Origin of the sequence: Breoghania sp., from assembly GCF_963674635.1 — a bacterium.
GTDB lineage: Bacteria > Pseudomonadota > Alphaproteobacteria > Rhizobiales > Stappiaceae > Breoghania.
The window spans coordinates 3,696,992-3,723,760 of the sequence record NZ_OY771475.1 but is presented as its reverse complement, the minus strand read 5'-3'; the positions used below and the strand labels follow the sequence as shown (position 1 = coordinate 3,723,760).

At 62.5% G+C, this 26,769-nt stretch carries 24 protein-coding genes; 13 read left to right on the top strand and 11 right to left on the bottom strand.

Annotation, left to right across the window (positions count from 1 at the left end):
* The first annotated feature begins 91 nt into the window (after window positions 1-91).
* A complete protein-coding gene (locus tag ABGM93_RS16200; protein ID WP_319774298.1) occupies window positions 92-1,321 on the top strand; it encodes an adenylate/guanylate cyclase domain-containing protein in 1,230 nt (409 codons plus the stop codon).
* A 62-nt stretch (window positions 1,322-1,383) separates the two neighbouring features.
* On the opposite strand, the gene ABGM93_RS16195 is transcribed toward ABGM93_RS16200, so the two are convergent.
* Complete coding sequence (locus ABGM93_RS16195) at window positions 1,384-1,989, bottom strand: L,D-transpeptidase (RefSeq protein WP_321501231.1); 606 nt, start codon at window positions 1,987-1,989, stop codon at window positions 1,384-1,386.
* A 320-nt stretch (window positions 1,990-2,309) separates the two neighbouring features.
* On the opposite strand from ABGM93_RS16195, the gene ABGM93_RS16190 reads away from it, so the two are divergent.
* Window positions 2,310-3,095, top strand: coding sequence for an alpha/beta fold hydrolase (locus ABGM93_RS16190; RefSeq protein WP_321501229.1), 786 nt, complete (start codon window positions 2,310-2,312; stop codon window positions 3,093-3,095).
* 25 nt (window positions 3,096-3,120) lie between these two features.
* Here the strand turns inward: ABGM93_RS16190 and ABGM93_RS16185 are convergent, their stop codons facing one another.
* Together ABGM93_RS16185 and ABGM93_RS16180 are read right to left on the bottom strand one after the other, a co-directional pair.
* The gene (locus ABGM93_RS16185; RefSeq protein ID WP_321501227.1) at window positions 3,121-4,305 is read right to left on the bottom strand and encodes an FAD-dependent oxidoreductase; all 1,185 of its coding nucleotides are present in this window, start codon (window positions 4,303-4,305) and stop codon (window positions 3,121-3,123) included.
* Window positions 4,306-4,429: 124 nt separating this feature from the next.
* The gene (locus tag ABGM93_RS16180) at window positions 4,430-6,421 is read right to left on the bottom strand and encodes a methyl-accepting chemotaxis protein (RefSeq protein WP_321501225.1); all 1,992 of its coding nucleotides are present in this window, start codon (window positions 6,419-6,421) and stop codon (window positions 4,430-4,432) included.
* A gap of 279 nt (window positions 6,422-6,700) precedes the next feature.
* On the opposite strand from ABGM93_RS16180, the gene ABGM93_RS16175 reads away from it, so the two are divergent.
* Window positions 6,701-7,606, top strand: a complete 906-nt coding sequence (locus ABGM93_RS16175; protein ID WP_319774303.1) for a DMT family transporter — start codon at window positions 6,701-6,703, stop codon at window positions 7,604-7,606.
* A gap of 34 nt (window positions 7,607-7,640) precedes the next feature.
* On the opposite strand, the gene ABGM93_RS16170 is transcribed toward ABGM93_RS16175, so the two are convergent.
* Complete coding sequence (locus ABGM93_RS16170) at window positions 7,641-9,719, bottom strand: methyl-accepting chemotaxis protein (RefSeq protein WP_321501222.1); 2,079 nt, start codon at window positions 9,717-9,719, stop codon at window positions 7,641-7,643.
* A 454-nt stretch (window positions 9,720-10,173) separates the two neighbouring features.
* Between ABGM93_RS16170 and ABGM93_RS16165 the strand changes: the two genes are divergently transcribed.
* Window positions 10,174-11,859 carry an acyl-CoA dehydrogenase family protein gene (locus ABGM93_RS16165; protein ID WP_321501220.1) on the top strand — a complete coding sequence of 562 codons (1,686 nt, stop codon included), beginning with the start codon at window positions 10,174-10,176 and terminating at the stop codon, window positions 11,857-11,859.
* A 349-nt stretch (window positions 11,860-12,208) separates the two neighbouring features.
* Window positions 12,209-12,418 (top strand): cold-shock protein, encoded by a 210-nt coding sequence (locus ABGM93_RS16160; RefSeq protein ID WP_321501219.1) that lies wholly within the window; start codon window positions 12,209-12,211, stop codon window positions 12,416-12,418.
* Window positions 12,419-12,596: 178 nt separating this feature from the next.
* On the opposite strand, the gene ABGM93_RS16155 is transcribed toward ABGM93_RS16160, so the two are convergent.
* Entirely contained in the window at window positions 12,597-13,064 is a 468-nt protein-coding gene (locus ABGM93_RS16155; protein WP_321333959.1) for an Lrp/AsnC family transcriptional regulator, read from the bottom strand.
* Between the two features lie 166 nt (window positions 13,065-13,230).
* Between ABGM93_RS16155 and ABGM93_RS16150 the strand changes: the two genes are divergently transcribed.
* From ABGM93_RS16150 to ABGM93_RS16140, 3 genes are all read left to right on the top strand, one after another.
* On the top strand, window positions 13,231-14,232 hold the full coding sequence (locus ABGM93_RS16150) for a mitochondrial fission ELM1 family protein (protein WP_321501216.1): 1,002 nt from the start codon (window positions 13,231-13,233) through the stop codon (window positions 14,230-14,232).
* Window positions 14,233-14,307: 75 nt separating this feature from the next.
* Window positions 14,308-15,270: a thioredoxin-disulfide reductase gene (gene trxB, locus ABGM93_RS16145; RefSeq protein WP_321501214.1), complete on the top strand. Its 963-nt coding sequence runs from the start codon at window positions 14,308-14,310 to the stop codon at window positions 15,268-15,270.
* 64 nt (window positions 15,271-15,334) lie between these two features.
* Window positions 15,335-16,225 (top strand): LysR family transcriptional regulator, encoded by an 891-nt coding sequence (locus ABGM93_RS16140; RefSeq protein ID WP_319774310.1) that lies wholly within the window; start codon window positions 15,335-15,337, stop codon window positions 16,223-16,225.
* 780 nt (window positions 16,226-17,005) lie between these two features.
* Here ABGM93_RS16140 and msrP read toward each other — a convergent pair.
* Together msrP and ABGM93_RS16130 are read right to left on the bottom strand one after the other, a co-directional pair.
* Window positions 17,006-17,995: a protein-methionine-sulfoxide reductase catalytic subunit MsrP gene (msrP, locus tag ABGM93_RS16135; RefSeq protein ID WP_321501212.1), complete on the bottom strand. Its 990-nt coding sequence runs from the start codon at window positions 17,993-17,995 to the stop codon at window positions 17,006-17,008.
* Between the two features lie 171 nt (window positions 17,996-18,166).
* A complete protein-coding gene (locus tag ABGM93_RS16130) occupies window positions 18,167-20,218 on the bottom strand; it encodes an elongation factor G (protein WP_321501210.1) in 2,052 nt (683 codons plus the stop codon).
* A 345-nt stretch (window positions 20,219-20,563) separates the two neighbouring features.
* On the opposite strand from ABGM93_RS16130, the gene ABGM93_RS16125 reads away from it, so the two are divergent.
* Window positions 20,564-20,935 (top strand): rhodanese-like domain-containing protein, encoded by a 372-nt coding sequence (locus tag ABGM93_RS16125; protein WP_321501208.1) that lies wholly within the window; start codon window positions 20,564-20,566, stop codon window positions 20,933-20,935.
* Window positions 20,936-21,165: 230 nt separating this feature from the next.
* Here the strand turns inward: ABGM93_RS16125 and ABGM93_RS16120 are convergent, their stop codons facing one another.
* From ABGM93_RS16120 to ABGM93_RS16110, 3 genes are all read right to left on the bottom strand, one after another.
* Complete coding sequence (locus ABGM93_RS16120) at window positions 21,166-21,594, bottom strand: DUF992 domain-containing protein (protein WP_321501206.1); 429 nt, start codon at window positions 21,592-21,594, stop codon at window positions 21,166-21,168.
* A 224-nt stretch (window positions 21,595-21,818) separates the two neighbouring features.
* Window positions 21,819-22,328, bottom strand: a complete 510-nt coding sequence (locus ABGM93_RS16115) for a DUF992 domain-containing protein (protein WP_321501204.1) — start codon at window positions 22,326-22,328, stop codon at window positions 21,819-21,821.
* A 225-nt stretch (window positions 22,329-22,553) separates the two neighbouring features.
* Window positions 22,554-23,756, bottom strand: a complete 1,203-nt coding sequence (locus ABGM93_RS16110; protein ID WP_321501202.1) for a pyridoxal phosphate-dependent aminotransferase — start codon at window positions 23,754-23,756, stop codon at window positions 22,554-22,556.
* A 372-nt stretch (window positions 23,757-24,128) separates the two neighbouring features.
* On the opposite strand from ABGM93_RS16110, the gene ABGM93_RS16105 reads away from it, so the two are divergent.
* From ABGM93_RS16105 to ABGM93_RS16095, 3 genes are all read left to right on the top strand, one after another.
* Window positions 24,129-24,437 (top strand): antibiotic biosynthesis monooxygenase family protein, encoded by a 309-nt coding sequence (locus ABGM93_RS16105; RefSeq protein ID WP_319774316.1) that lies wholly within the window; start codon window positions 24,129-24,131, stop codon window positions 24,435-24,437.
* Window positions 24,434-24,796: an antibiotic biosynthesis monooxygenase gene (locus tag ABGM93_RS16100; protein WP_321501200.1), complete on the top strand. Its 363-nt coding sequence runs from the start codon at window positions 24,434-24,436 to the stop codon at window positions 24,794-24,796. The genes ABGM93_RS16105 and ABGM93_RS16100 overlap by 4 nt, the downstream gene beginning before the upstream one ends.
* A 188-nt stretch (window positions 24,797-24,984) precedes the next feature.
* Window positions 24,985-25,242, top strand: coding sequence for a hypothetical protein (locus ABGM93_RS16095; RefSeq protein ID WP_321501198.1), 258 nt, complete (start codon window positions 24,985-24,987; stop codon window positions 25,240-25,242).
* A 121-nt stretch (window positions 25,243-25,363) separates the two neighbouring features.
* Here the strand turns inward: ABGM93_RS16095 and ppa are convergent, their stop codons facing one another.
* Window positions 25,364-25,894, bottom strand: a complete 531-nt coding sequence (gene ppa, locus ABGM93_RS16090) for an inorganic diphosphatase (RefSeq protein WP_321501196.1) — start codon at window positions 25,892-25,894, stop codon at window positions 25,364-25,366.
* Between the two features lie 274 nt (window positions 25,895-26,168).
* On the opposite strand from ppa, the gene ABGM93_RS16085 reads away from it, so the two are divergent.
* A complete protein-coding gene (locus ABGM93_RS16085) occupies window positions 26,169-26,732 on the top strand; it encodes a hypothetical protein (RefSeq protein ID WP_321501194.1) in 564 nt (187 codons plus the stop codon).
* Window positions 26,733-26,769 lie beyond the last annotated feature (37 nt).

Below are 26,769 nucleotides of genomic sequence, written 5' to 3'. Positions count from 1 at the left end.
GATGCACCGACGGTCGCGACCGGCACGGAGACATCCTTCATCCTCGTGGTGAAAGTCTGCATGGGGCGCTTCTCTCAACCGGATCTCTTTCATGTCTCACGATGCTTTGATCACTTCTCTCGAAGACTGGATCATCGACCAGGCGCTTGGCACACCCAACATCGTGAGCATGTTCCGCGATGTCTGCGAAACGCTCTATTCCATCGGCGTTCCCGTGTCCCGATCGATGCTTTCGTGGCCAACGCTGCATCCGTTGATCGAGGTGGAGGCCGCAATGTGGCGGCGCGGACAGACGGTGGTGCTGGAGCAATTCGCCCATCGCGACCAGAAATCGGACGAGTGGAATCTGAGCACCTTCAAGCATCTGGTGGATTCCGGCTCTTCGGTCCTGCGCCGCCGCCTTTCCGGACAAGGCGCGCTGACCGACTTCCCGCTTCTTGAAAAGCTCGCCGCCGATGGTTTCACCGACTATCTGGCGATGATGACACGGTTCGATTCCGCCTCCACCCAGCCGGTCGGCAAGAAGGCGGGCATCCTGATCAGCTGGACCTCGAACCGCGCGGGCGGCTTCACCGATTCCGACATCCAGGCCTTGCGGCGGATCCAGCGCGGCTTCGCCGTTGCATGCCGGACGGCCATTCAGGCCAGCATCACCACGAACATCACCGAAACCTATCTCGGCAAACATGCGGGACGGGAGGTTCTGGCGGGCAATATCCGTCGCGGCGACGGCGCGACCACCAGTGCCGTCATCCTCTATTCGGATCTGCGCGGCTCATCCACGCTTGCCGAGACCATGCCCGCCGACGCCTATCTCAGCCTTCTCAATGATTTCTTCGACTGCACCGCCGGCAGCGCCATCGAGGCAGGCGGCGAGGTCCTCGACTTCATCGGAGATGCGGTGCTGGCCATCTTCCCGCTGGGCGACGACGCCGAGTGCCCAGATGCCATCCGTGCCGCCAATGTGGCCGTCCGCGATACCATCCTCCGTCATCAGGCGGTCAACATGAGGCGCCGCAACAAGGGCCTGCCGGAATTCCAGTTCGGCCTGTCCGCCTCGCTCGGTGAGGTCATGTTCGGCAATATCGGCGTTCCCTCGCGCCTGTCCTTTTCCGTCGTCGGCCCGGCGGTCAACGCCGCCGCCCGCATCGAGGATCTGACAAAGGAACTGCGCACGCCCGCGCTGGCCACCGATGCGGTGGCGTCCTTTGATCCGCAAAACTGGGAAAGCATCGGCCCCCATCACCTGAAAGGCATGGAGCATCCGGTGGAACTCTTCCGCTGGCGGACGGGCGAAATAAAACGCGCGGCAGTCGCCTGACCACCGCGCGTCCTGTTCTGTCAATTCGGCAAAGGCTGAACGATCAGCGCACGATGAAACGATCAGCGCACGATGACCGGGGCGCCGACCTTCACGCGCTCATAAAGATCGATCACATCATTATTGAACATGCGGATGCAGCCGGAAGACACCTGGCGACCGATGCTCCAGTCCTCGTTGGTGCCGTGGATGCGGTAGATCGTGTTGCCGAGATAGAGCGCGCGCGCACCAAGCGGATTGTCTTCGCCGCCGGGCATGTAGGCCGGGATCTTGCGGCCAGCCTTGGCTTCGCGAACGCGCATCTCCTGCGGCGGCGTCCAGCCCGGCCACTTGGCCTTGCGGGTGATCTTTTCACGGCCAGACCAGGTGAAGCCCTCGCGCCCGACGCCGATGCCGTATTTCATGGCCCGGCCATGTTCCAGCACATAGGTCAGCGAGCGGTCCTCGGTGTCCACGATGATCGTGCCGGGAATTTCCGCCCCGCGATAGCTCACTTCACGGCGCTTGTACTTGCGCTTGGCGATCGCCGCAGCCGCGTCCTGGGTCATGTAGTATTTGACCCATGTGCGCGTTGCGGGGTCGAAAACCATTTCCTGTGCCTTGGCCGGCACGAAATGGAACAGGGTCATGGCCACCGCAGCGGCAATAAAAAACGTCACACGGCGCATATCAGCATCTCCGATCGTCGAAACCTGGCAAGGGGCGGTGCGTCTGCGGCCTGAAACAATGCCGCCACAAGGCACAAAACATGCTCGGACCCGCGTAGCCCCGCCAGTCCGATTCGCTTGGCCGATAGTTTAGATTGCGAAGCCCGGTTTGTATGTGTTCGCTAGCACACAGCGCACGGCATTTTTCACCCAAGCCGAACCTTGCCCTGCATTGCCCGCCCGCCCGTTTCAGGCTCTTATGCGAACCGACAACAGCCTGAATATCACTGTCAAACATACCCATAAAACAGCCGACACGGCCCGCCTGAGAGGAAACCGCCATGACCGACGCACCCCGCCTGCTGCCCATTCAGGAATTTGGAGCCGATGTGGAGGGCATCCCCGTCGTCTTCATCCACGGCTTCGGCGGAGACGCCATGGGCTGGACCAACATCCAGACCGCTCTCGCCCGGCGTGTGCATTCCTTCGCCTTCGACCTGCCCGGTCACGGCAAGGCCATCGACTGGCCGGTGATCGGCCACGCGGGCAAGACCTCGCAGGCCGTTGCGGCCACGCTGGACGGGCTCGGCCTGGAGAAACTCCATCTTGTCGGCCATTCCATGGGTGGTGCGGTTTCCGCCATGATCGCCATGCGCTCGCCGGAACGCGTCGCCAGCCTGACGCTTCTGGCGCCCGGCGGCTTTGGCGAGGAAATCAACCACCGGCTGCTGCGCCGCTATGCGTCCGCGCGCGACGAAGACCAGATCCAGATCCTGCTGGAGCAGTTCTTCGGCTGGGAGAGCGCCATTCCGCCGAAGCTTGCCGCCCATATCGCCGAAACCCGCGCCACACCCGGTGCGATCGAGGCGCTTGAGACCATGGTGGCCTCCATCATTGACGGGGAACGCCAGAAGATGCTGCCGCGCGACAAGCTGGCGGAACTTCCCTGCCCGGTAAAGGTCGTCTGGGGGACGCAGGATCGCGTTCTGCCCACCCGACAGGCGCATAACCTGCCCGGCCCGATCGCCACCCACGTCTTTGAGCGCGTCGGCCACATGCTGCAGCATGAAATCCCGCGCGAAGTCTCAAGCCTTGTCATGGAAAACGTGCGCGCAGGCACACTCTAGACGGCTTTCGCGACAGCGTGCGCGCTCAGGCGGGTGGCAGGAGATCATCGCGCCACACCTCGCCCAAGGAGCGCCGCGCCATCATGTGCGAACGCGGGTGGCTGACGGAATCGACCGACAACAGCCGCCCGTCGCGCAGGTAGGCGATGTAGAAGGAGCCGCTGTCCGGATCGCCGACGAGCTTTGTCTCATCGTGGAACTGGGACAGACCGGCGATCTGAAGCTTGACATCATACTGGTCCGACCAGAACCAGGGCACGGGGTCATAGACGACCTCATTTCCCAAAATGGCGCTTGCCGCCGCCTTCGCCTGATCGATCGCGTTCTGCACGCTTTCAAGCCGGATCGTCCGCCCATAGCGGGCCGCCGGAAAGGACGTGCAGTCGCCCGCCGCATAAATTGCGCGATCGGACGTGCGGCAGCTTGCATCGACGCAGATGCCGTTATCGACCTCTAGTCCGGCCGCCTGCGCAAGCTCCACATTCGGCACCGCACCGACCGCGACCAGAACCAGATCGCATTCGATGCGCGCGCCGGAGCCAAGCCGAACGGCCTGCGCCTTGTCCTCGCCTTCCACGGCCTCGACCGTGACACCGAAGCGGATATCGACCCCATGGTCGGCATGAAGCTTCTGGAAAAAGAGGGAAAGCGCGGGCGCGACGACGCGGTTCAGAACCCGCTCCTGGCTTTCCAGAACCGTCACCTCGTGACCAAGCTCCCGCGCGACGGCGGCAACCTCAAGCCCGATATAGCCGCCGCCGACAATCGCGATCCGGCAGGGCCTTTCCAGCACCTCGCGCAGACGATCCACATCGGCAAGCGTCCTGAGCGGCAGCACACCCGGCAGGTCGAAGCCCGGCAAAGGCAGATTGCGCGGCCTCGTACCGGTCGTAATAAGAAGCGTGTCATAGGCGATGCGCTCACCATTGGCGCAAACCACCTCACGCGCCGCACGGTCGATTTCGCCAACCGGGGTGGACACGCGCAGATCAATCTTGTGCGTGTCGTAGAATTCCTCCGGGCGCAACCACAGCCGTTCGGCCTCGAATTCGCCGGAGAGATATTTCTTGGACAGCGGCGGCCTTTGATAGGGGGGATGGGCCTCATCGCCCAGCATGACGATCCCGCCTTCATACCCTCCCTGACGCAGACTGTGGGCCGCCTGCGCGCCCGCCTGACCCGCGCCAATGATCACGCATGTCTCGCTCATCGCTGCTCCGCCAATGCCGGTTCCTCAAAATACGCAGGGCACAATACGCACTTTCCCCGGCCTTGCCATCCCGTCGCGGGGGCTGAAAGGGGAAAGATGAGAATATGTGCGATATGTCAGAGACTTAAAGTGCACGGAGGGTGGTCAGAAAGCTCTTCATCTCGTCATCGACGCGCGCGGCTTCCTCCAGCATGATCTGAGCGAGCCGGTCAACCGCGGCTCCTGTTTCCTCCGCCTGCCCTCGCGCCTTGGAAATTGCCGCGACCGCCTTGTCGCCATCCTCGCCAAGGGCGGCGGCCTCCTCCAGACGAAGGGAAAGCGCCGCGATTTCCGTACGCTGTGCGCTGACTGTCCGACGCACACCGCCAGCAACCTCATCGACGCTATCGACAACCCCGGAGGCCGCCCGGAAAACCTCGATTGCATCGTCGCTTGCGGAGCGGATGGCCTGAACCTCGGCCTCGATGTCCTGCGTCGCCGTCGCGGTCTGGGCGGCGAGCTGCTTGACCTCCTGCGCCACCACCGCAAAGCCCTTGCCCGCAGCGCCTGCCCGCGCCGCCTCGATCGTTGCGTTGAGCGCAAGCAGATTGGTCCGCTCGGCAACAGCGCGAATCGCCTCCAGCATGCCTTCGATACGCCCGGTGGAGGTGGAGAGCCGGTCCATGACCGCGTCACCGCCGCCAGACCGGCTGCGCGCATCCTCCGCAGCTTCATGGGAACTGCGCGCAAGCTCGGTCATCGCCTCCAGCGAGCTGGACAGGGCCTCACGCTGCGCCTGCGCCGCAGCCAGCGCGTCGAGCACCGCGCGGTGATTGGCGCCGGATCGGTCCGCTGCCCCCAAAACATTGCGCGCGGTGACAGCGACCGCCCCAACCGCCTCGTTCATCGCGCCGGCTGCCGTCTTCAGGCTGGCAATGGCAATGGAAACCGTTTCCTCAAGATGCTGCGCCATGTCGCCGATGCGGGTATTGCGCGCCTTCCAGGCCTCCCCCGCCTTTCGAACCTCCGCCAGGGCCTCCGCCCGCACCGCAGCCTCACGGGCATCCTGGATAGTTTCGGTCGGGGAGGGCGAACCGTCGCCCGCCGCCTCCTGCCCATCGACCACCGCGCCCGGCGCCCCCTCCACGTCCGGTGCCTTTGCCGTCGCGGCCTCTGCGTGGGTGCGGGCGAACCCGCCTGCGCCGATGACAACCAGAGCAAGTCCGGCGGCCAGCAAGCCAAGTGGCATCGCGAGTTGGACGCGGGCGGCGAGAGTGCCGCTCAGCCCCGGCAAATCGTCCTCCGGCTCCGCAGGCCTTGCGGCAAGAGCCGATGTCAGCCGCTCGATCAGGGTATCAAGCCCGGCGCGAAGCTCCCGCTCGCTGGCCCCGCGCGCAAGAACCGCCTCCACATACCCCGCAAAAGCATCGCGATAGTCGGAGACGAGCTTCGAAAGCCGCGCTTCCGTGCGCGCGGGAAAACGCGCAGCGCGAACCAGGCCGACGAGCGCATCCAGTTCGCCGGCCTCGTTTTGCGGGTCCCCCCGCCCCTCACGAACCAAAAAGACGGTCTCGATCTTCCGCGCCTTGTGAAACGCCTCGCGCAACGTGCTGAGCCCGGAAGGGGGCTTTCGCTGTGATGCCAGCGCCTCAAGCGCGGTCGCAACAGCATCGCCTGCACGCCTCATGTCGCCAAGCAGGCCGCTGCTCAGATCAGCGCCGATGCGCGTCTGGATCGCCTCAAGGCTCCGGAGACGATTGCGCACCCGATCGAGTTCGGAAAGGACCGCAGAAACCATGTCGGGAGCGGTCGCGCCGTGTCCTGCCAGGTTGTTGAGCCGCCTTTGCAACCCGCTCTCCGCCTCCCCCACCGGGGCCAGCGGCTCACGCGTCGGCGCAAGAAGATATCCTTCGACGGCCCGGCGATAGTCGCGCGCGGCCATGACCGCATCGGCAAGCGCCAGATAGGCCGCCCCCGCGCTCTGGTGTGCATTGGCGCGCCGTGTCTCCCAGGAATGCACCATCCAGAAAGAGGCTGCGACCGCACACAGGCCGAGACACAACACGGCGATGCGAAGGCCGCGCCGTCGCACGCCTCTGCCCCCCTCGCCCGGGTTTCCATCCTTGCCCTCAGTCATGAACCTGCCGATGCGGACGGATCGAGCCCTGGCGCACCGTGCGTCAGAACAGACCGTCCATATCTCCTTTTTATCTGATTATGCTTGATATTTCGTTTGCCTCCTCCCCTTGGTCAGGTGAAGAGCCCCCTTCGCGCAGATACGGGAGCCATCGGGCAAATGCTCCGGCTTGCGGCGGGCACCGCTTCCGCTATGGTAGCCGCCGCTCAGATCAGGCTTTCCCGTACGGGGGCCTTTCGCCAATTGGTCGCGAAAAGCGCCCTCCAACCGGATGTCTCCATGTCCATCTTCCTGAAAGCCGTTCCGGCGATCTTCGTGCTGTTGTGGTCGACCGGCTTCATTGGCTCCAAGATGGGAACCCCCTATGCGGAGCCGCTGACATTTCTGGTCCTGCGCTATGTCGCGGTCCTGGCGCTGCTCGGGCTCTCCATGATCATCATCCGTCCGCCCCGCGGCCTGACCATGCGCGAACGCGGTCATGCCATGGTGGTCGGCATGCTCATCCACGGGCTTTATCTGGGGGGCGTCTTCTGGTCGATCAGCCGGGGCATGCCCGCAGGCGTTGCCGCCCTGATTGTCGGCCTCCAGCCGCTGATCACCGCGCTGTTTGCCGGCGTTGCGCTCGGCGAGCGGATCGATCTTCGCTATTGGATCGGCATGGCAGTCGGACTTGTCGGCATTTCACTCGTTCTGGGTCCCAAGGCAGGCCTTGCCGGAGGAGGCATCACTCCGCAAACCGTGGGCACGTGCCTGATTGCCGTGCTCGGCATTTCCTTCGGCACCATCTACCAGAAGCGCTACGCCCAGCAGATGGAGATGCGCGGCGGCGTCTTCTATCAATATGCGGGCGCAGGTGCCCTCACCGCGCTGGCGGCCTTCTTCACCGAAACCGGCACTGTGCAGTGGACGGGCGAATTCATCTTCGCGCTCGGCTGGCTGGTTCTGGTCCTGTCGCTCGGCGCGATCTCCCTGCTGATGTTGCTTATCCGCAAGGGCGAGGTCTCACGCGTCGCCGGGCTCTTCTATCTGGTGCCTGCGGCCACCGCGGTTGAGGGCTATTTCCTCTTCGGCGAGGAACTCGCGCTGATACAGATCGTCGGCATGGTGATCGCAATCGGCGCTGTCGCGCTGGTCTCCAGGCCCCGCCGGGCGATCGCCAAAACGGCCGAGGCGCCCGCAAGCTGAAACGCGGGCGGGCTCAAAGACCGCGCACGGGCGGTTAGGCCGCCCGCACACCATCCAGGAAGACATCGACCTCGCGCCGGATGGTCTCCACCTGTTCGGCCAGATGCTGCGAGAGATCCTCGACCCCGCGGCCGGTCCGCCGCGCATGCTCGCTGGCTTCTCCGACCCCGCCCATGGCTTCCGCGCCTTCCTGGGAGCGCGAGGAGGCGCCGCTGATATTGTGCGAGATCGCATCCACCGACTGGCTCTGCTGTTCAACCGCGGCGGCCACCGAATTCGCGATGGCGTTCATGTCATCGATGATCTGGCGGATATCGGCAATCGATGCGGTCGCCACGGTGGATGTCGACTGGATCGATTCCACCTGCGCCGCGATTTCTTCCGTCGCGCGGGAGGTCTGGGTGGCCAGTTCCTTCACCTCTGCCGCCACGACCGCGAAGCCCCGTCCCGCTTCCCCCGCCCGCGCGGCCTCGATGGTGGCGTTGAGGGCCAGAAGGTTCGTCTGATCGGCAATATCGCGAATGAGATGCATCACCTTGCCGATCCGCTCTGCCGCCTCAGCGAGGCTCTCCATGGTGGCTGAGGTTTGCTCCGCCCCTGTCAGCGCGCGATGGGCGATTTCGCGCGATCGGCCCGCCTGATCGGCGATCTCGCTGATGGAGGATGCCATCTGCTGGGTGGCGGCGGCGGCTTCTCCGACATTTTCAGACGCGATGCTGACGGACTGACCGGCGCGCCGCGCTTCGCCCGTCACATTGTCGGACGCCTCCTCCACCGCCTGGGCGGCACCGCGAAGATCTTGCGAGGTGCTGGTCAATTTGGCGAGCACTTGTGCGACCGTCGTCTCGAACGCGCCGACAAGATCCGCGATGCGGCCTGCGCGCTGATTGCGGGCCTCCGCATCCTCCGCCTGTGCGGCCTGCAGCTTTTCGCGTTCAAGCGCGCTGTCTCGGAAAACCAGCAACGTGCGCGCCATGGCCGACAACTCGTCCTTGCCCCGGGTTCCGGGGATCGTGACGGCGTTGTCGCCTTCGGCAAGGCGCTCCATCACCTTGCGCAGGGCCACAAGCTGGCCCGTGATCGAGGCGGCGATGGTCAGCCCCAACAGCATGGAGACCACGATTGCCGCCCCGATGATGGCCGCAACCAGCAACAGGGTGAAGGTGCGCGCGCGGTCCAGACTTTCGCCCGCATCCGCCTGTCCGGCCACAGCGCCTGCCCGAAGCGCCTCAAGACGCGGTGGCAACAGGGAGAACAGCGTTTCCATCAGTTCCCGGGACCGGATGAGTTCCGCCTTTTCTTTCGCAAAGCCGTCAAAAGCCGCGCGATAGCCCGCAAGCGCGGCGACCAGGTCTTGCTTCACGTCAGCGTCGAGCTTTGCCCTGTTGAGCGCGCGGTCCAGCCGACTGTAGGAAACCTCAAACAGCCCTTCCGCAACATCGTTGCCCTGAAGAACAAAGGCTTTCTCGTCGCGCGAGACCTGAATGACCGCAAGCTGAAGCTTTGCGAGGGCGGGATCGTTGCGGGCAAAGCGCGCCGCTTTCGTCACGGCCTTCTCAATGGTTGAGCTCGTTTCACCCAATTCCCCGAGCAACCCGCTCTCCAGGTCGAAGCCGATCCGGGTCTGGGCCGCATGCAGGACAGCGGCCGTCTCATGGATATCGTCAAGCGTCTCCATCACCCCTGCCAGTTCCGAACGGTAGGGGGCCGCCACATCGCTCGCCTCGATCCGCGCCGCGATTGCGCGCATGTCCGCCTCGCGCGCCAGGATGGCCGACATTGCTTCTTCGGAAGGCTGATAGAGATAGGTCTTCTCCGCATTTCGCAGGCCCTGCGCCGCCGCACTCATCTCGCTGACCAGCCCGGCGAAATCGGCATAGGCGCCCTCCCTGTCCGTCGCCTCCTTCACAAGTATCTGGCTCCACCAATAGGTGCCGCCGACACCGACCAGACCAACCACGGCAATCACGACAAGAGAAAACACCCGCGCCTTGAGCGACAGCCCGGAAAGAAGTCCGCTTGCATGCGCCAGTCGCTTTCGCGATGTCTGCACGCTCTCCCCCTGCCCATGGCGTCCCTGCTCGCCAGACTTGCGTTTGAACGAAAAACTCATCACCTGAACTCCAGCCCAGATCACCCCCAATTTGCAGTGAACGTTAGGTCAGATAAGTTTACCAAGCGATAACAACGCGTCCTCAAACCATTGAATACATATGATTATTTTATCATCACATCCTTCCCCTACGTTTCGATCGAGGAAGTGACGAAAAACAAAGAATTTTTTAGAATGCTCATATTCATTCCATCCGAATTAATGCCTAGGACATGGGCGAACGGACACCCCCGCGCGAAGCGCTATGCCTTCAATTCATGCAGATACCGCAGCGCGGCACGAGTGCCGCGCGCATCCTTCGTCACGCAACGACAGAAACTGTCAAAAAGCAGCAAGTCCCTCCCTTTGGAGGACTCGACAGATGCCTGTTTGCAGCGCAACATGACGTATCGGTAAATGACCCTGCCAACAAACAAATCGCAAAAGGCAGGGCGACGAACTTGGGGGATCCGAAATGACACTCGCCGCGCCGTCTCCGGCAACCGCCACGCCTGGCCTCATCGACATTGCAGCGCCGGCCATTGAAGCCGTCGACAGTCTGGTGAAGGCCGCGGCCGCCAGCATACGTGCTCGTGTCGTGGTCGACGGGCGGATCGATGCCGCGCGCATGGATGACGAGCAGCGCGCGACCCACGGACTTGCCTGGCTGGCAACCTATGCCCAGGCGCTGCGCCAGATCGCCGATTATGCGCAACGCATGAGCGCAGCCGGGCGCTATGGCAAGATCGAGGATCAGCTGGCCCGCATGGCCTTTGCCGAATATCTGGCCCAGATCTTCGGCGGCATCCCCATGAGCCAGGGCGAGATCGTGCGCCTGTCCGACCTCGGGCTCGACGGCGCGACCATCGCCCAAGCCCGCACGAGCGAGATCGAGACGCTGATCGCCACCGGCAACACGGCGGCAGAGCGCGCGCATCTGGTGGAGCTGATGGTCCAACAGCAAGGCGCGGCCACCGTGGGCGATGCCGGGCTGGACGAAACCTACGAACAGATTCGCAACGAGATGCGCCGCTTCGGCGATGCAGAGGTGCTGCCCCACGCCCACCAGTGGCACCAGGACAATGCCTATATCCCGCTTGAGGTGATCGCCGACATGGCGGAGCTGGGCGTCTTCGGCCTGACCATTCCGGAAGAATATGGCGGACTGGGACTTGGCAAGGAATCCATGTGCGTGGTCTCGGAGGAATTGTCCCGCGCCTATATTGGCGTCGGCTCGCTCGGCACCCGCTCGGAAATCGCCGCGGAACTGATTCTGTGCGGCGGCACGGATGAGCAAAAGGAAAAGTGGCTGCCGCTCATCGCCTCCGGCGAGGTTCTGCCCACCGCCGTCTTCACCGAACCCAATACCGGCTCCGACCTCGCCTCGCTCAAGACCCGCGCCGTGCGCGATGGGGACGTGTGGAAGGTCTCGGGCAACAAGACATGGATCACACACCCGGTGCGCGCGGACCTGATGACCCTGCTTGCCCGCACCAACCCGGAAGAGCCCGGTTATCGCGGTCTTTCCATGTTCCTGGCCGAAAAGCCGCGCGGCGACGATGACAATCCCTTCCCGGCGCAAGGCATGACCGGCGGCGAGATCGAGGTGATCGGCTATCGCGGCATGAAGGAATACGAAATCGCCTTCGACAATTTCGAGGTGAAGGCGGAGAATCTCCTCGGCCAGGTCGAAGGGCAGGGATTCAAGCAGCTCATGCAGACCTTCGAAGGCGCGCGCATCCAGACCGCGGCCCGCGCGATCGGCGTTGCGCAATCCGCCCTGGAACTAGGCCTGCGCTATGCCCAGGAGCGCATCCAGTTCGCCCGCCCGATCATCAAATTCCCGCGTGTGGCCGACAAACTCGCCATGATGGCGTGTGAGATCCTCGTAGCCCGCCAGCTCACCTATCATTCCGCACGGGAAAAGGACCAGGGCCGCCGCTGCGATCTTGAAGCCGGCATGGCCAAGCTTCTGGCCGCCCGTGTCGCATGGGCGGCAGCCGACAATGCCGTACAGATCCATGGTGGTAACGGCTTCGCGGAGGAATATCCGATCAGCCGCGTGCTGTGCGATGCCCGCATCCTCAATATCTTCGAAGGTGCTGCGGAAATTCAGGCGCAAGTCATCGCGCGCCGCGTGCTGGAGATGGCGGCCGAGTGACCCTGTGGCCGAATGCCTTTTCCTTACGACACCATCGACTGGCGCGCCTTCAATTGGCGCGTTAGTCGCGGAAGCTGACAGTCATCCATTTGGTATTTCTGATTATATTCTCGCCGGCCTGATTTAAAGACGCATTTGTTCACGAGAATTTTTACGAAGCCAGACGCAGACTTTCGCTCATTGGCCTTGATTTATCCGCGATATGGTCCTATGTCGCTTGGACCAGTTATTTCGATCTTCTAAGATACTGCCTGTCCGACAATGGTCGCAGTTTCGTGACGACAACTATAACTGCGTTAAGCCGCGGCAATCTCGCAACGCGGTCACTGAGATGATGGAGACAGGTAGAATGGCTACCGGCACCGTGAAATTCTTTAACACCACCAAGGGCTACGGTTTCATCCAGCCTGATGCCGGCGGGAAGGACGTTTTCGTCCACATTTCCGCTGTTGAGCGCGCTGGCATGCACGGCCTCGCCGAGAACCAGAAGGTTGAATTCGAGCTCGAGACCGGTCGTGACGGCCGCACCTCAGCCGGCTCCCTGCGCGCGATCGACTGATCTCGTCGACAGGTTACGAATTTCGAAGCCCGCCCGGGAAACCAGGCGGGCTTTTTTCTTGTCTGAAAGGGCGCAGCCTCGACTTGCGGCCCCGCAATCGAGACGACCGAAAACCGGCCCGCCGCAGGAGCGACGAACCGGAACCAGGATTACCGGGAAGCTTGAAAAGCCGGAGCCGTCAGTCGACGGGAACCTGCGGCTCGTCCTTTGTGCGCCTGATGGTCAGCGCGGTGCGAACACTGTCCACGTTGGGCGTGGCGGTCAGGTCGCGAATAATGAAATTCTGAAATGTCTGCAGATCGGGCGCGACGCATTTCAAAAGGAAATCGACCTCCCCCGACAGCATGTGCGCCTCGCGCACCAGCGGCCACTTGGCTGTGGCTTGCTCGAAAGCCTGCAGATCGCTTTCCGTCTGGCTGTGCAGCCCGACCATGGCGAACGCGGTCACATCGAAACCGAGCTGCTTTTCATCGAGAAGCGTCCGGTATCCGCGGATGATCCCCGCCTCCTCCAGCGCCCTTACCCGGCGCAAACATGGCGGAGCGGAAATGCCGACGCGTCGCGCCAGTTCCACATTCGTCATGCGGCCGTCTTCCTGGAGTTCCCGCAGGATCTTCCAGTCGATCGCATCCAATCGCGCCTTCACTATATCACTCCTGCTTGCCGCAAGCATCGATCACACTAAAACAGAGCACCCGGGGACAAGGTGTCCCACCACGAGTCGCATGCCATGCTGTATTCTTTTTGCGCTGATTTGTAAGCATATAACAATATGGCGCACGATTCGGAAAGATTATGAGAGGATATCCCCCGTGCCCGATCCTGTGACAGATGGCAACGAGACGCCGCAGATCGGATCGGCCTGGGTGCTGAGTGATGGCAAGGCTGGCGACGAAAACCAGTGCGTCGCCGTGGCCGAGGCGCTCGGCGCGCCCTACGAGACCCGCCGTGTTTCGCCGCGCCCGCCCTTTGTCTGGTTCATGCCGCGCGGCCCCATTGATCCGCGCGAAAGACCCTCAAGGCCGCAAAGCCCGATCCGCCCACCCTATCCCGATCTTGTCATCGCGTCCGGCAGGCGCGCCGTGCCCTATCTGCGCCATGTCCGCCGGGCAAGCGCGGGCAAGACGATGACCGTCTTCTTGAAGGATCCGCACACCGGACCGGAAACCGCGGATTTCATCTGGGTGCCGGAACATGATCCCTTGCGCGGACCCAATGTGCTTGCGACCCCCACGCCACCGCACCGCTTCTCGGCAAGCCGATTGCGCGAGTTGCGGTATTTCCCGCCGACGCAGATCGCCAGACTTGCGAAACCCCGCGTCGCCGTTCTGGTGGGCGGCGACAGCCGCCATCATCATTTCTCCGATTACGACGTGGAATCCTTTGGCCATGCGCTTGAGCATCTGGGCGAGACATCGCGGCTGATGATCACACTGTCGCGCCGAACCCCGACCTTGCTTGCCGACCGCGTTTCGCGCCTGGCGACGGGCGGGCCGCATCTTTTATGGGACGGAACGGGGGAAAATCCGCTTGCGGCCTACCTTGCGAATGCCGAAGCGGTTGTTGTCACGGCGGATTCAACCAATATGGTTGGAGAGGCGGCCGCGACCGGCCGTCCGGTCCTTGTCTATGAACCGAGCGGGGGACACCGAAAAATCAGTGTCTTTTTGGAGAAAATGTCGGCTCTGGGCGTCACCCGCCCCTTTGCCGGACGTCTTGAAACCTATAGGTACGAGCCAATAGACTCCACGCCTGTGATCGCGGACGAAATCCGGCGGCGCTTTCAGGCCCGACGGACCGGTCGCCCCGAATAGACCGGCACAGCGAAACGGACCGGAAAACCCGGTCGCACAAGAACCCAAGAAGCCAGACGAGCAGCAGACAAGCCCATGACCGCCCAACACACCAAGCTTCTCATCATCGGCTCCGGCCCCGCCGGTTACACGGCCGCGATCTACGCTGCCCGTGCGATGGTCGAACCTACGCTGATCGCGGGCCTTCAGCCCGGCGGCCAGCTCACCATCACCACCGAAGTGGAGAATTATCCCGGCTTCGCCGATCCCATCCAGGGCCCCTGGCTGATGGAACAGATGCAGAAGCAGGCGGAAAACGTGGGCACGAACATCGTCTGGGATCTCGTTTCGGACGTGGACCTGACCGCCACCCCGAAGCGCGTCGTGCTGGATGGCGGCGCCGTCTACACAGCCGATGCGGTGGTCATCTGCACCGGCGCGCAAGCCAAGTGGCTCGGCCTGCCCTCCGAAGAAGCCTATATGGGCGCCGGCGTCTCCGCTTGTGCGACCTGCGACGGTTTCTTCTACCGTGGCCGCAAGGTGGTCGTGATCGGCGGCGGCAACTCTGCCGTTGAAGAGGCGCTCTATCTGGCGAACCTTGCCGACGAGGTGACCATCGTCCACCGCCGCGATGAATTCCGCTCCGAGAAGATCCTTCAGCAGCGCGTCTTCGCCCATCCCAAGATCAAGGTGATCTGGGATCATGCGCTCGACGAGGTCCTCGGCGGCGGCACGCCTCCTGCCGTGACCGGCGCGCGATTGAAGAACGTCAAGACCGGCGAGACGCAGGAAATCGCCACCGATGGCGTCTTCATCGCCATCGGCCATGCGCCCGCGGTCGAGCTCTTCAAGGATCAGGTTCGCTTGAAGCCGACAGGTTATATCTGGACGGAGGCTGATTCGACCAAGACCTCTGTGCCGGGTGTTTTCGCCGCCGGTGACGTGACCGACGAGATCTATCGTCAGGCCGTGACCGCCGCGGGAATGGGCTGCATGGCCGCGCTCGAGGCAGAGAAATATCTGGCGGAACTGGCCCTGAAAACCGAAGTGGCCGCCTGACAGGCGTTCATCATCTGGCAGTGGCGGGCGCCGGACGGCGGTGTGCCCGGAGAGGAACCGGAACATGGACTGGGACAAACTGCGTATCTTCCACGCAGCGGCGCAGGCAGGCAGCTTCACCCATGCCGGCGACATGCTGCATATGAGCCAGTCTGCCGTCTCCCGCCAGGTTTCCGCGCTGGAACAGGAACTGCACGTCTCCCTGTTCCACCGCCACGCCCGCGGCCTGTTGCTGACCGAACAGGGCGAAATGCTCTATCGCACGGCACAGGACGTGTTGCGGAAACTGGAAGCGGTCCAGTCGCGCCTGACCGACACCAAGGGCAAACCCTCCGGCCTGCTGCGCATCACCACCACCGTCGGTCTCGGATCCGGCTGGCTGACCTCGCGCCTTAACGAGTTCGTCGATCTCTATCCGGATGTGAACCTTGAGCTGCTTCTGACAGATGACGAGCTGGACCTGTCGATGCGGGAAGCCGATGTGGCCATCCGCCTGCGGCAACCGGTCCAGCCCGACCTGATCCAGCGCAAGCTCTTCACCGTCCACTTCCATCTCTACGCCTGCCCGACCTATCTGAAGCGTTTCGGAAGTCCGGTGACCGAGAGCGATCTCGACAATCACCGCATCATCAGCTTCGGCGAAAAGGCTCCGGTCTATCTGCGCGACATGAACTGGCTGGAAACAGCGGGCATGCCGGAGGGCCAGAAGCGGCGCGTGTCGCTCAAGATCAACAACGTCATCGCGATCAAGCACGCCGTCCAGCGCGGCATCGGCATTGCCCTGTTGCCCGATTATCTAGTGGAACCGGATTCCAACCTCGTGCAGCTCATCGCAGGTGCCGATGTGCCCAGCTTCGACACCTATTTCGTCTATCCCTCGGAGATGAAGAACACAGCCCGGATCACCGCCTTCCGCGATTTCCTGCTGTCCAATGCCGAACACTGGGTCTATTAGGTCGCACCAGCGATCGCAGCTCCCTTTGCACACGCGCCAATTCCGTGAAAAGCCTGCCGGAAACGAGCAAAACCGGGCTTCGTTGGCAGGCCGCATGTTTCCATATCAAGGCCATGCGCACAGTGCATACCAGACTTGCGCGAGTGATAGTTGTTTAGGCACCCTATGCACCGCATATAGGCAGTGTCTGATGGTTCTGGGCCGTCGCAACCTCCTCCCTGCGACGCGCCGATTTCAGCCATCTGTTCCCTCTGGAAGGTGAATGTCCACGAGTTTCTCGTGGTCAAAACTTTTACCGGGCCTCTCGTGGGCCCGGTTTTTTTTTGCGTTCTCCCTCCTGCGCCGCATCAAGATCGCGACACCGGAACAAGCCCCTCTCAACGCGCGCCGACCCGATCCGCCCACGCCCCGCGCGGCACCGGCTTCGTTCACCGCCCCGTCATCGAAACGTGATATTTTCTGGTTACTTGTCCGCTCAGGTCGCTGCCCAGACCCCCGGATAGACGCGAGGCTCGACGCTTTCCTGGCAAATGAGCGCGCACACCCGAGACACCACATCGCCGAGCAACCTCAAGCAGCCCGCGCGCACCCTGCCCCAAGCGCCCGCCCTTGACTGACAACCAGTCCCGATGCCTGTCACGCATACGTACACCCGACCGGTTGGCGAAGACGCCATTCCGCTGGGGCATATATTTGCCGGAAAAATAGTCAGGCAAAAACACCGCCCGGATCGGGCTCTGGTCAAGCCATGCGCACAGTGCATGAATTAGGCAAAGCTGGTCACCGGTAGAGAGCCTCCCCCTCCAACCCCTGATAAATCGCTGCGACCTGTTCGGCATATCCATTGAAAAGACGTGTCGGGACGCTCTCGTCGGTTCCCAGCAGGCGTTCGCTCGCCTGGCTCCAGCGCGGATGGGGAAACTCCGGGTTCACATTCGCCCAGAACCCGTATTCTGACGGGCCCACGGCCTCCCAGAAAGAGGTTGGACGTTCGGAAGTGAACGTGATGCGGTTGATCGATTTGATCGACTTGAAGCCATATTTCCACGGCAGCGCGAGCCGCAGCGGCGCGCCGAATTGAGCCGCAAGCGGTTTGCCGTAGACGCCGGTGACCAGAAAGGCGAGCTCGTTCGTCGCCTCCGCCATGGTCACCCCTTCCGTATAGGGCCAGGGATACCAGCTCTGGCGCTGACCGGAGGCCACGTCCGGGTCGAAAAAGGTCTGGAACCTGACATGGGTCGCCCCCGCTTTCGGTCGCGCAAGACGAACGAGATCGGCAAGCGCGAAGCCTGTCCACGGAACGGCCATCGCCCAGGCTTCCACGCAACGATGCCGATAGAGCCGTTCCTCCAGATCGACACGGGCAAGGAGATCGTCGAAATCGAGGACCCTCTCCTCCTCCACCATGCCGTCTATGCGGATCTGCCAGGGGCTCAGCTTCATCGCCTGCGCCGCCTTGTAGATGCGCTTGTGCGAACCGAACTCGTAGAAATTGTTGTAGGTGGAGGCGGTATCTTCGTCCGTGAGATCGCGATCGAGCGTGTAGGTGGCATTGCGGCGGGCCGGATAGAGATCGGTTGTGGCGACGTTCGCGGACGGAGCCTGCTCCTGCGCCTGCGCGCGAAGCGGCACCAAACCTGTGGCCGCGCCTGCGATCAGCCCCGCGCCCAGTCCCGCCCTCGCCAGAAAGCGCCGTCGATTGAGAAACACCTCCTCCGGCGTCGCGCAAGCCTCCGCAATCTCCCAGCTTCGCCGAGCGATGATATGCATGATCCTCTCCTCCAATGCCCCGCAGGCAAAGCCCTAGCGCCAGATGGGCGGCGGTTCAAATCACCACGCCGTCACGACATCGGGAGCAGGAATTCAGGATCGGAAAAACGAAAAAGACGGGCGGAAGTTCCGCCCGTCTGAGGTTCGTTCGTGTCTTGTCGCAGCCGAGACCTAGGCGGCCTGCCGGCCGTGCTTTTCAAGCACCTGATCCGCCAGACGGCCGGAAAGTTCGGCCAGATGATCGAAACGGGCGGTGAAGTTGCCAACGCCGGCGGTGGCCGAGCGCATTTCGATGATCAGATCGCCGATCTCCGCTTCCGGCATCATGGCCTTCACCTGATCCCAGCCGGGCCAGTCCGGGCGGGCGTCGAAGCCCAGGATCTGGCCGCGGCGGGCGGAGATGAGGGCATTGATCTTCGCCGTCGCTTCGCTCGGGCAGTTCAGGACAACCTCCATGATCGGTTCCAGCAAGACCGGCTTGCAGGCCGCCATGCCTTCACGCATGCCGATCTGCGCCGCCGCCTTGAAGGCCTGATCGGAGCTGTCGACGCTATGGTAGGAGCCGTCCGTCAACGTCACCGCGACGTCGACCACCGGAAAGCCGAGCGGCCCCTGTTTCAGGTATTCCCGCGCACCCGTTTCCACGGAGGGGATATATTGCTTGGGCACCACGCCGCCGGTGATCTTGCTGGTGAAGACGAAGCCCTCCCCGCTTGGCGCCGGGCCAATGTCGAGCACCACATCGCCGAACTGGCCATGTCCGCCCGACTGCTTCTTGTGCCGCCCGCGAACGGTGGTGCTGCCGCGGATCGTCTCCTTGTAGGGCACATGCGGCTGGCCGGTTTCCACCTTGATGCCATAGCGGCCCGTCAGCCGCTCCAGGGCCACGCGCAAGTGCATTTCGCCCTGCCCGCGCAACAGCATTTCAGCCGTATCCTGCACCTGCTCCACGATCAGCGAGGGGTCTTCCTCGATGATGCGGCTGAGCGCGGCGGAGAGTTTCACTTCATCCTTGCGCTCGCCGGGCGCAACCGCGAAGGCCATCACCGGGGCAGGGGGCGCCAGCTTGACGAAATTGGCCTCAGGCGCCTTGTCCGCGCGCAGCGTTTCGCCGGTGGAGGCCTCCTCCAGCTTGCCCAGCGCCACGGTTTCACCGGCCCCGGCCGCATCGCGCTTGGTCACCTGACTGCCCATGACCCGCAGGACACCGGAGACACGGCTTTCCTTGCCATTCGCATTGAAAAGGAAGGTGCCGTCGGAAACGGTTCCGGAAAGCATGCGCACGATGGAGAGCTTGCCCGCATGGGGCGTGTGCAGCGTCTTGAGAACCTGCACCACCGTTCCCCCCTGCCCGTCATAGCCCAGACGTTCACAGGTCTTCTCCACCGTCGGAGCTTCATGGCGCAACACTTTCATCAAACGCGTGATGCCATTGCCATGCTCCGCGGACCCCAGCAGGACCGGGCAGATCAGCCCGCTGCGCATCTCCTGAACGAGATCCTTGAAGACGTGATTGCGCTCCGGCTGGATATCCTCCAGCAACTTTTCCATCAGCTCATCGTCATAGTCCGCGATGGCCTCCAGCATTTCAAAGCGCGCCTCGATCTGGCGCTCGCGCTCGGCGGAGGGGAAATCGATCACCTCGCTGGCGTCGTTCTCCTGGTAGACGAAGGCGCGCTCCAGGGTCAGGTCGATGAAGCCCGTGACGGATCCGTCCTTGCGGATCGGGATCTGACGCAGCACGAGCGGCACGGCGGAAGCCGGCTGCAGCATCGTCAGCACGTCATGGACGCGCCCATCCACCTTGTCGATCTTGTTGAGAAAAAGCATGCGCGGAATGCCGCGCTCTTCCAGCCGCTTCAACAGAAGCTGGAGGGCGGGAACCTTCTTGGGATCAGGTTCTGCCACCACGATGGCCATGTCGACGCCGGGAAGGACGCCGTCTGTCTCGGCCAGAAACTCCACCGACCCCGGGCAGTCGATGAAAGTATAGGAATCCCCCATGAACTCGGTTTCGGCGATATTCGCCTCCACACTCATCACATGAGAACGCGCCTCCGGAGAGGCATCACCGACGGTGTTGCCCTGGGAGACCGTTCCCTTGCGCTGGATGGCCCCCGTGCGCGCCAGGATCGATTCAAGCAAAGAGGTCTTGCCACTTGCGAATGGACCGACCAGCGCAATGCACCGGGGCCCGGCTTGTCTGCCGTTGGCGTCTCCCATGATGGTCTCTCCTTCTGATTCTCGGGTACGAGAAATGCGATGGACGCTGCGGAGAGCTCAGTCCCGATTTGAAGTTCCCTATTTGTTCGTCTGCGTCCATCCTCCGCGATAGGGGAAACCGGCAGGCTTTTCTGCCGACCCGCAATCATCGTCTCAGCCATGCGGAACAGAAGCAAGTGAATCGAATGTCGCGGTGCGGCAAATCCATTTCCGATTGACTAAATCGGGGCCCTTTCTTCGCTCAAGGTGGCATGCTAGGCCTGATCGTGAATATTCACACTTCGGCATGTGACGGGGAGGTCACGCCAAGCGTGTCGGTATCCCTGAAAAACGAGGAGAGATGGAATGCAGACCGAAACAGTCAGTGGTGTCGAACTGCAGGTACTGACCCCGGAAGAGGTGAAAGAGCGTTTCGACAACGATGAGATCGTGCTGATCGACGTGCGCACTCCGGCCGAATACTCTTTCGAGCACATTGCCGGTGCGATGCTGTTCCCGATGTCGTCGTTCGATCCGGGCAAGCTGCCCGTCCAGACCGGCAAGCCGATCGTCTTCCATTGCGGCTCGGGCATCCGCTCCAAGGCGATCGCGGATCGCTGTGCGCAGGCAGGTCTCGCCCCGCTGGCCCATATGGGCGGCGGCTTCAACGCCTGGAAGGCCGCCAAACTGCCATATAACGCAATCGATCCGGCCACCGGTGCCGTGGTCAGGAGATAGCCAGTCCGGGCCGCGCGCGCCTTCTCCCAGACAACAAAAGGCCGGGCGATCGCCCGGCCTTGCAGCGGCACGTGGTGCCCCGAGCGATCCGAAACGATCGCCTCCGACATGCAGATAGCCGCCGTAAAGACGCAGATTGTCATCGGGTGGACCCCAACCGTCCCATCGACCTGAAGACAAAAAGCATGGTCAAGCGGCGAGACCCGATGCACCCGCGGATGGAAGCCGTTCTACTCCAGCGACCTCAGTTCCAGTTCCGCGATCCCGGCGGCCAGATTGAGCCCGACCTGGCTCTTGAGGCTCACCGGTTGCAACACGATCGAGGCGTCCCCGCCCCCGACCAGCGCATTGGCACCAAGCCCCACACCCAGGGTGGCCTCCGCTGACACACCAACATAATCGCCCGCAAGCGCACCGGCTCCGACATCGCTTGAGCTTGCAAAGACAAGCCAGCGAATAATGCCGCCTTCGCTTACGCCGAGATCGAGGCCCACGCGCCGGATCTGACCGAAATAGATGTCGATCTCCCCGGCCTCGACGCGCTGGAACGTGCAGGAAAGATCCTTGGCGGAGGAAAGCGGTGTGCCCTCGCCGCTTTTGACGGCGCAATCGAGAATGCCGACCTCTACAGACCCACCCCCTTGCGCAAACGCAGGCATTGTCGTGAAAGCGGAGCCAGCACAGACCAGCAAGGCCATTGCCACAAACGCGGCGCGAGCTCGTCCGTTAGATCCAGGCCCGACACGCGAGCCTTCAAGTGCGGTCAATGATTATCCTCCCGGTGCGCCGCCTTCCGACACGGGCGCAGACGAGCCCGCATCGGTGACGGTTTTCACGCGCAGACGTTACCGCCTGCGCGTGAAGGGATCCAGCCAAGGCGGACCTAGTTCGCAGCATTCAGTTTGAGCGATGCAATGCCCGCCGCAACATTCAGGCCGTTCTGGACCTGGACGCTGACAGGATTGAGCGCGATCGACTTGTCCATGCCGCCGATGAGCGCATTGGCGCCGACGCCGCCGCCCACGGTCGCCTCGGCCGAGAGACCGACATAATCGCCCTCAAGGGCTCCCGGCTCCACATCCGCGGCAGGCGCGATGACGCCCCAGGCGATCTTGGTCACATCCGTCTTGCCCACATCGAGGCCGAACTTCGTGATGCGGCCGGTATAGGTCTCGGCCGGGCCGGAAACCGGCTCGAAGACGCAGGTGAGGTCCTTGGACGAGCCGAAGATGAAACCGGACCCACCGGCGACCGTGCAGGTGAGCGCGCCGGCCTTCACGCCGGGTTCGGCAGCTTGTGCGGGCCCGCTCACGGGCACGGATGCGAGTGTCCCGGCGATGGCAACGGTGGCGAGAAGCGCAACAGTGGGCTTCGCAGTGATACGTTTGGTCATATCATCCCTCCTTTTGTCGGCGGTGCCGCCTTCCATCAAGGGAGGGCGTTCTCACCGCGCTTTCGCCAGACCAACGCGACGCCCGGCGACAGAGTTCCCCTGGCATGTGCAGAGGGGGGGCAGGATGAGGGGATAAGACGGGCGCGAAAAACAAAGGCCCGGGCGTTTCCGCCCGGGCCTGAACCTGGATCCGGCCTTGTGCCGACAAAGCCGGGACCGATGCCTCTAGCGCACGTTTCCGCAGAAACGCTGGATGCGGGTGCAGGCCTCTTCCAGAGCTTCGTTGGAGGTCGCATAGGAGATGCGGAAGTTCGGGCCGAGACCGAAGGCAGACCCCTGCACCACCGCAACGCCTTCATCTTCCAGAAGCGCGGTCACGAAGTCTTCGTCGCTGGAAAGCAGCTTGCCGGAGTCGGTCGTCTTGCCGATCAGGCCCGCACAGGACGGATAGACGTAGAACGCGCCTTCCGGCGTCGGGCAGGAGATGCCATTTGCCTGGTTCAACATGGACACGACCAGATCGCGGCGCCCCTTGAAGATCTCGGCATTGGTGGCGATGAAATCCTGCGGGCCGCTCAGCGCCTCGTAAGCCGCCCACTGGGAGATCGAGCAGGGGTTGGAGGTCGACTGCGACTGGATCTTGGCAATCGCCTTGATCAGCTCAACCGGACCACCGGCATAACCGATACGCCAACCGGTCATCGAATAGGCCTTGGAAACGCCATTGACCGTGAGCGTACGCTCTTTCAGCGCCGGTTCCACCTGGGCGATTGTGGTAAACTCGAACGCGTCATAGACGAGATGCTCATACATGTCGTCGGTCATGATCCACACCTGCGGGTGCTTCAGCAGAACCTTGGCGATGGCCTCAAGCTCGGCGCGCGTATAGGCCGCGCCGGAAGGATTGGAGGGCGAGTTGAAGATCAGCCACTTGGTCTTCGGCGTGATCACGGCTTCCAGCGCCTCGGGCGTCACCTTGAAGCCGGTTTCCATGGAGGTTTCCACCGGCACCGGCGTTCCGCCGCCAAGCAGAACCATGTCCGGATAGCTCACCCAGTAGGGCGCAGGCACCAGCACTTCGTCGCCCGGGTTCAGCGTCGCCATCAGGGCATTGTAGAGAACCTGCTTGCCGCCGGTTCCCACGGTGATTTCCGCCGGGGTGTAGGTCAGGCCGTTTTCGCGCTGGAACTTCTCGACAATCGCCTGTTTCAGTTCCGGGATGCCGTCCACCGCCGTGTATTTCGTCTTGCCGTCCGTGATCGCCTTGATCGCCGCCTGCTTGATGTTTTCCGGGGTATCGAAATCCGGTTCGCCGGCACCAAGACCGATGACATCGCGACCGGCTGCTTTCAGCTCTCGGGCCTTGTTGGTGACCGCGATGGTCGCGGAAGGCTTCACCCGGGCGAGCGAGTCGGCAAGAAAACTCATAATCTTCGTCTCCATGAGGACCTTGATCCGCCATCTTGAAAAGCGGCGCTGGGACCGTATGCCTCCTCGCGGTGCAGTGCAACTGGCAGCGCGTTTAACCGGACGGCTTATTGACGATCCTTTCCGAATGACAGGGTGGCTGTCCCGTCGTTAACTCTCCATCGCGCTTTTGCGGATATATTTGCTCACAGGCATTAAAATCGGGGTGAATCGACGCGAAAAATAACTACACGTCGAACACGAAAAGACGAAGGCAGTGGGAAACCCTAGGGCGACGGGACATCTCTACAGAAAAAGCATGGAAGCGCACCCAAAGGCACCTCCCTGCTTTCCCGGCGACACGGCCCCCCACTACGAATAACGGAAGCCGCTGTGAGTAATCTGTTTTCCATCGTCGAGATCACCATCAAGCCACAACAGCGCGGCGCCTATCTGGACCCCTTGCGCGAACTCTTGCGCAAGGGCGCGACGAGCGGCGCGTTCCTCAGCCAGAAAATTCATATCAACCCGCGCAAACCGTCCACAGTCGTCGTAACCCTGCGCTGGACATCCGAGGAGGCGATGCGCGCCTTCCAAAACAGCGATCTGATCCACGACTTCCTGAACGAAACGGCGGGCTGCCTGGCCGGGCCCAGCATCTACAAGACCTTCACCATCGAGAGCGAGCAGACCCTGTTATGAACGCCCCCTCCCTCGACGATGTCGCCATAACCCCAACCGATGGCACAGCCGCCCGCGTGACCATCGTGTTCCTGGTGTCCGTTCACGCCGCGAGCCGAGAGGAGCTTGTTGCAGAAGTGAGCAAAGTCGCGCGCATCTCGCTGGAAACGGAAGATGGCTGCCTTGCCTACGACTACTACCTGACGGACGGGTCTCAGACCGACATGCTCGTGCGCCAGGTCTGGGCCTCGATGGAGGATTACGAGGTCCACAACAGGAAACCCTATGTGAGCGAGATGTTTGCGCGCTATGAACCGACGCTCATCGAGCCGGTACGGCGCATGATCTTGAAGCCCGCTTTCGAACACGTCACCCTGTGACCCGTTAACAGCGAACGTGCAAGGCACCTGACACAGTGGCGAATTGCCCCGATTGCGCCACACTGATGACCGACGCCACAATTTTGACCTGAAATAACACTGCAAGGGTCGGATTCATGACCCCGTGGAGGCTTATTCACCCGGCTAACTTGAAGGATCGCTGAAACGCATCCCGAAGGAACGGTCCAATGCTCAACCCGCTTGGCAAGCAGAACAGAACACGCCGCCGCAAGGACCGACGCGCGCTCGTCATCGCAGGTGGCTTCGCCCTCGCGCTGACACCGGTTCTCGCGCTGGCCGCCTCCGAAGCCCATGGCAACGGCCTGCTGATGGGCGCGATCTGGCTCTCCTTCGTTGCAATGCTGGCCACCGTCGTCGTCATGTGGCGCCGCTTTGCCAAGGACATGCTCACGAACCTGCGCCCGACCTGGGAAGACTGGAAGTAGGCAGACCCGCAGAACACCCGGAACACCGGATGCTCCAGCCCCCTCCCCCGCGCTCACATGAAAAAAGCGGGGATCGCTCCCCGCTTTCTGAAAGTTTCTCGATTTTCCTGGGCGAATGGCCTCAGGCCTTCTTCGCCCGCTCGATGGATTCCAGGATCAGGCGCTTGGCAGCGTCGACGCCTTGCCAGTCCTTCACCTTCACCCACTTGCCGTCTTCCAGATCCTTGTAGTGAGCAAAGAAGTGCTCGATCTGCTTGATCGTGATCTCCGGCAGATCCTGATAGGTCGTGATCCGGTCGTAGCGGCGGGTCAGCTTCGGGTGCGGCACCGCGATGACCTTCTCGTCGAAACCGGACTCGTCCTCCATCATCAAAACACCGATGGGACGGCAGTTGAGGATCGCGCCCGGCACGACCGGACGCTGGTTGCACACGATCACGTCGATCGGGTCGCCATCGTCGGACAGGGTGTGCGGAACGAAGCCATAATTGCCCGGATAACGCATCGGCGTGTAGAGGAAGCGGTCGACATACATCGCGCCCGCGGCCTTATCCATTTCATATTTGACCGGCTCACCACCGACCGGGACCTCAACGATCACATTGACATCTTCCGGCGGGTTCTTGCCGATCGGCACGGCATCGATACGCATGGTGCGTGTCCTTCACTGAATTTTCCGCAAGCTCACGGCCGTAAGCGACCGGCAGGCTCGCACATACGAGAAAAAGGGGGTGGGATCTGCGCCCGTCAGCCGGAGCGGATCACCTGCGGCCCGCGTTACGCGCCTCGTCGGGCCGTCTCGCGGGCTTTGTGCCGGGGACCGCACCAAAGTGCAAGCCAATTGTGTGCGTTGCAGCACCTTCCCGAGAGTGAAACAATGGCTTTCCGGCCCCTGAGGAGGGGGGCTCAAGGCGAGGGGAAAAATCATGTTGCGACGGATTTCCTTATTGATTTCAATGGTTGGCATTGTCGCTGCGACGTTGGCGGCCTCCGCGGCGGAGCGATTTGACAGCGCCTATACGAAACTGAAGCTCGACGATTGTATGATGACCTCCGTGCCGTCCCAGGAGGGGACGGACGGTGGAAGCTGGTTATGCGAGGGCTATCGCAAGATTCCGGTCTCCGTTTCGGAGGGCGACCTGCGCATGTTCGTCTCCTTCGGAGACAACGCGGCAAACGAAATGGCCGCCTCCCAGACACTTTCGGGGTTCAACTCCGTCAACGAAACGCTGGAATGGCGGCTTGTGGAGAGCGGTGGGCGACAGCCTTTCGCAACCATTTTGCGCTGGTTTGTCCAGACCGGCGAGGGCGGAACGGACCAGGTCCTGATCGTCACCCGCCTCGGGCTGGGCGCCACGTGCCAAGTCGCGCGCATCAACGCAACCCGCACGCCCGACGCCAACACCATGGCCCGTGAAATCGCCGACACGCGGGCCCGCGCGTTTCAATGTGGTGTCGATGATCTGATCAGGGTGAACATGACGGAATGAGGCGCCCTGTGTGCCCGGGCAACCGGGCTCAGGATCG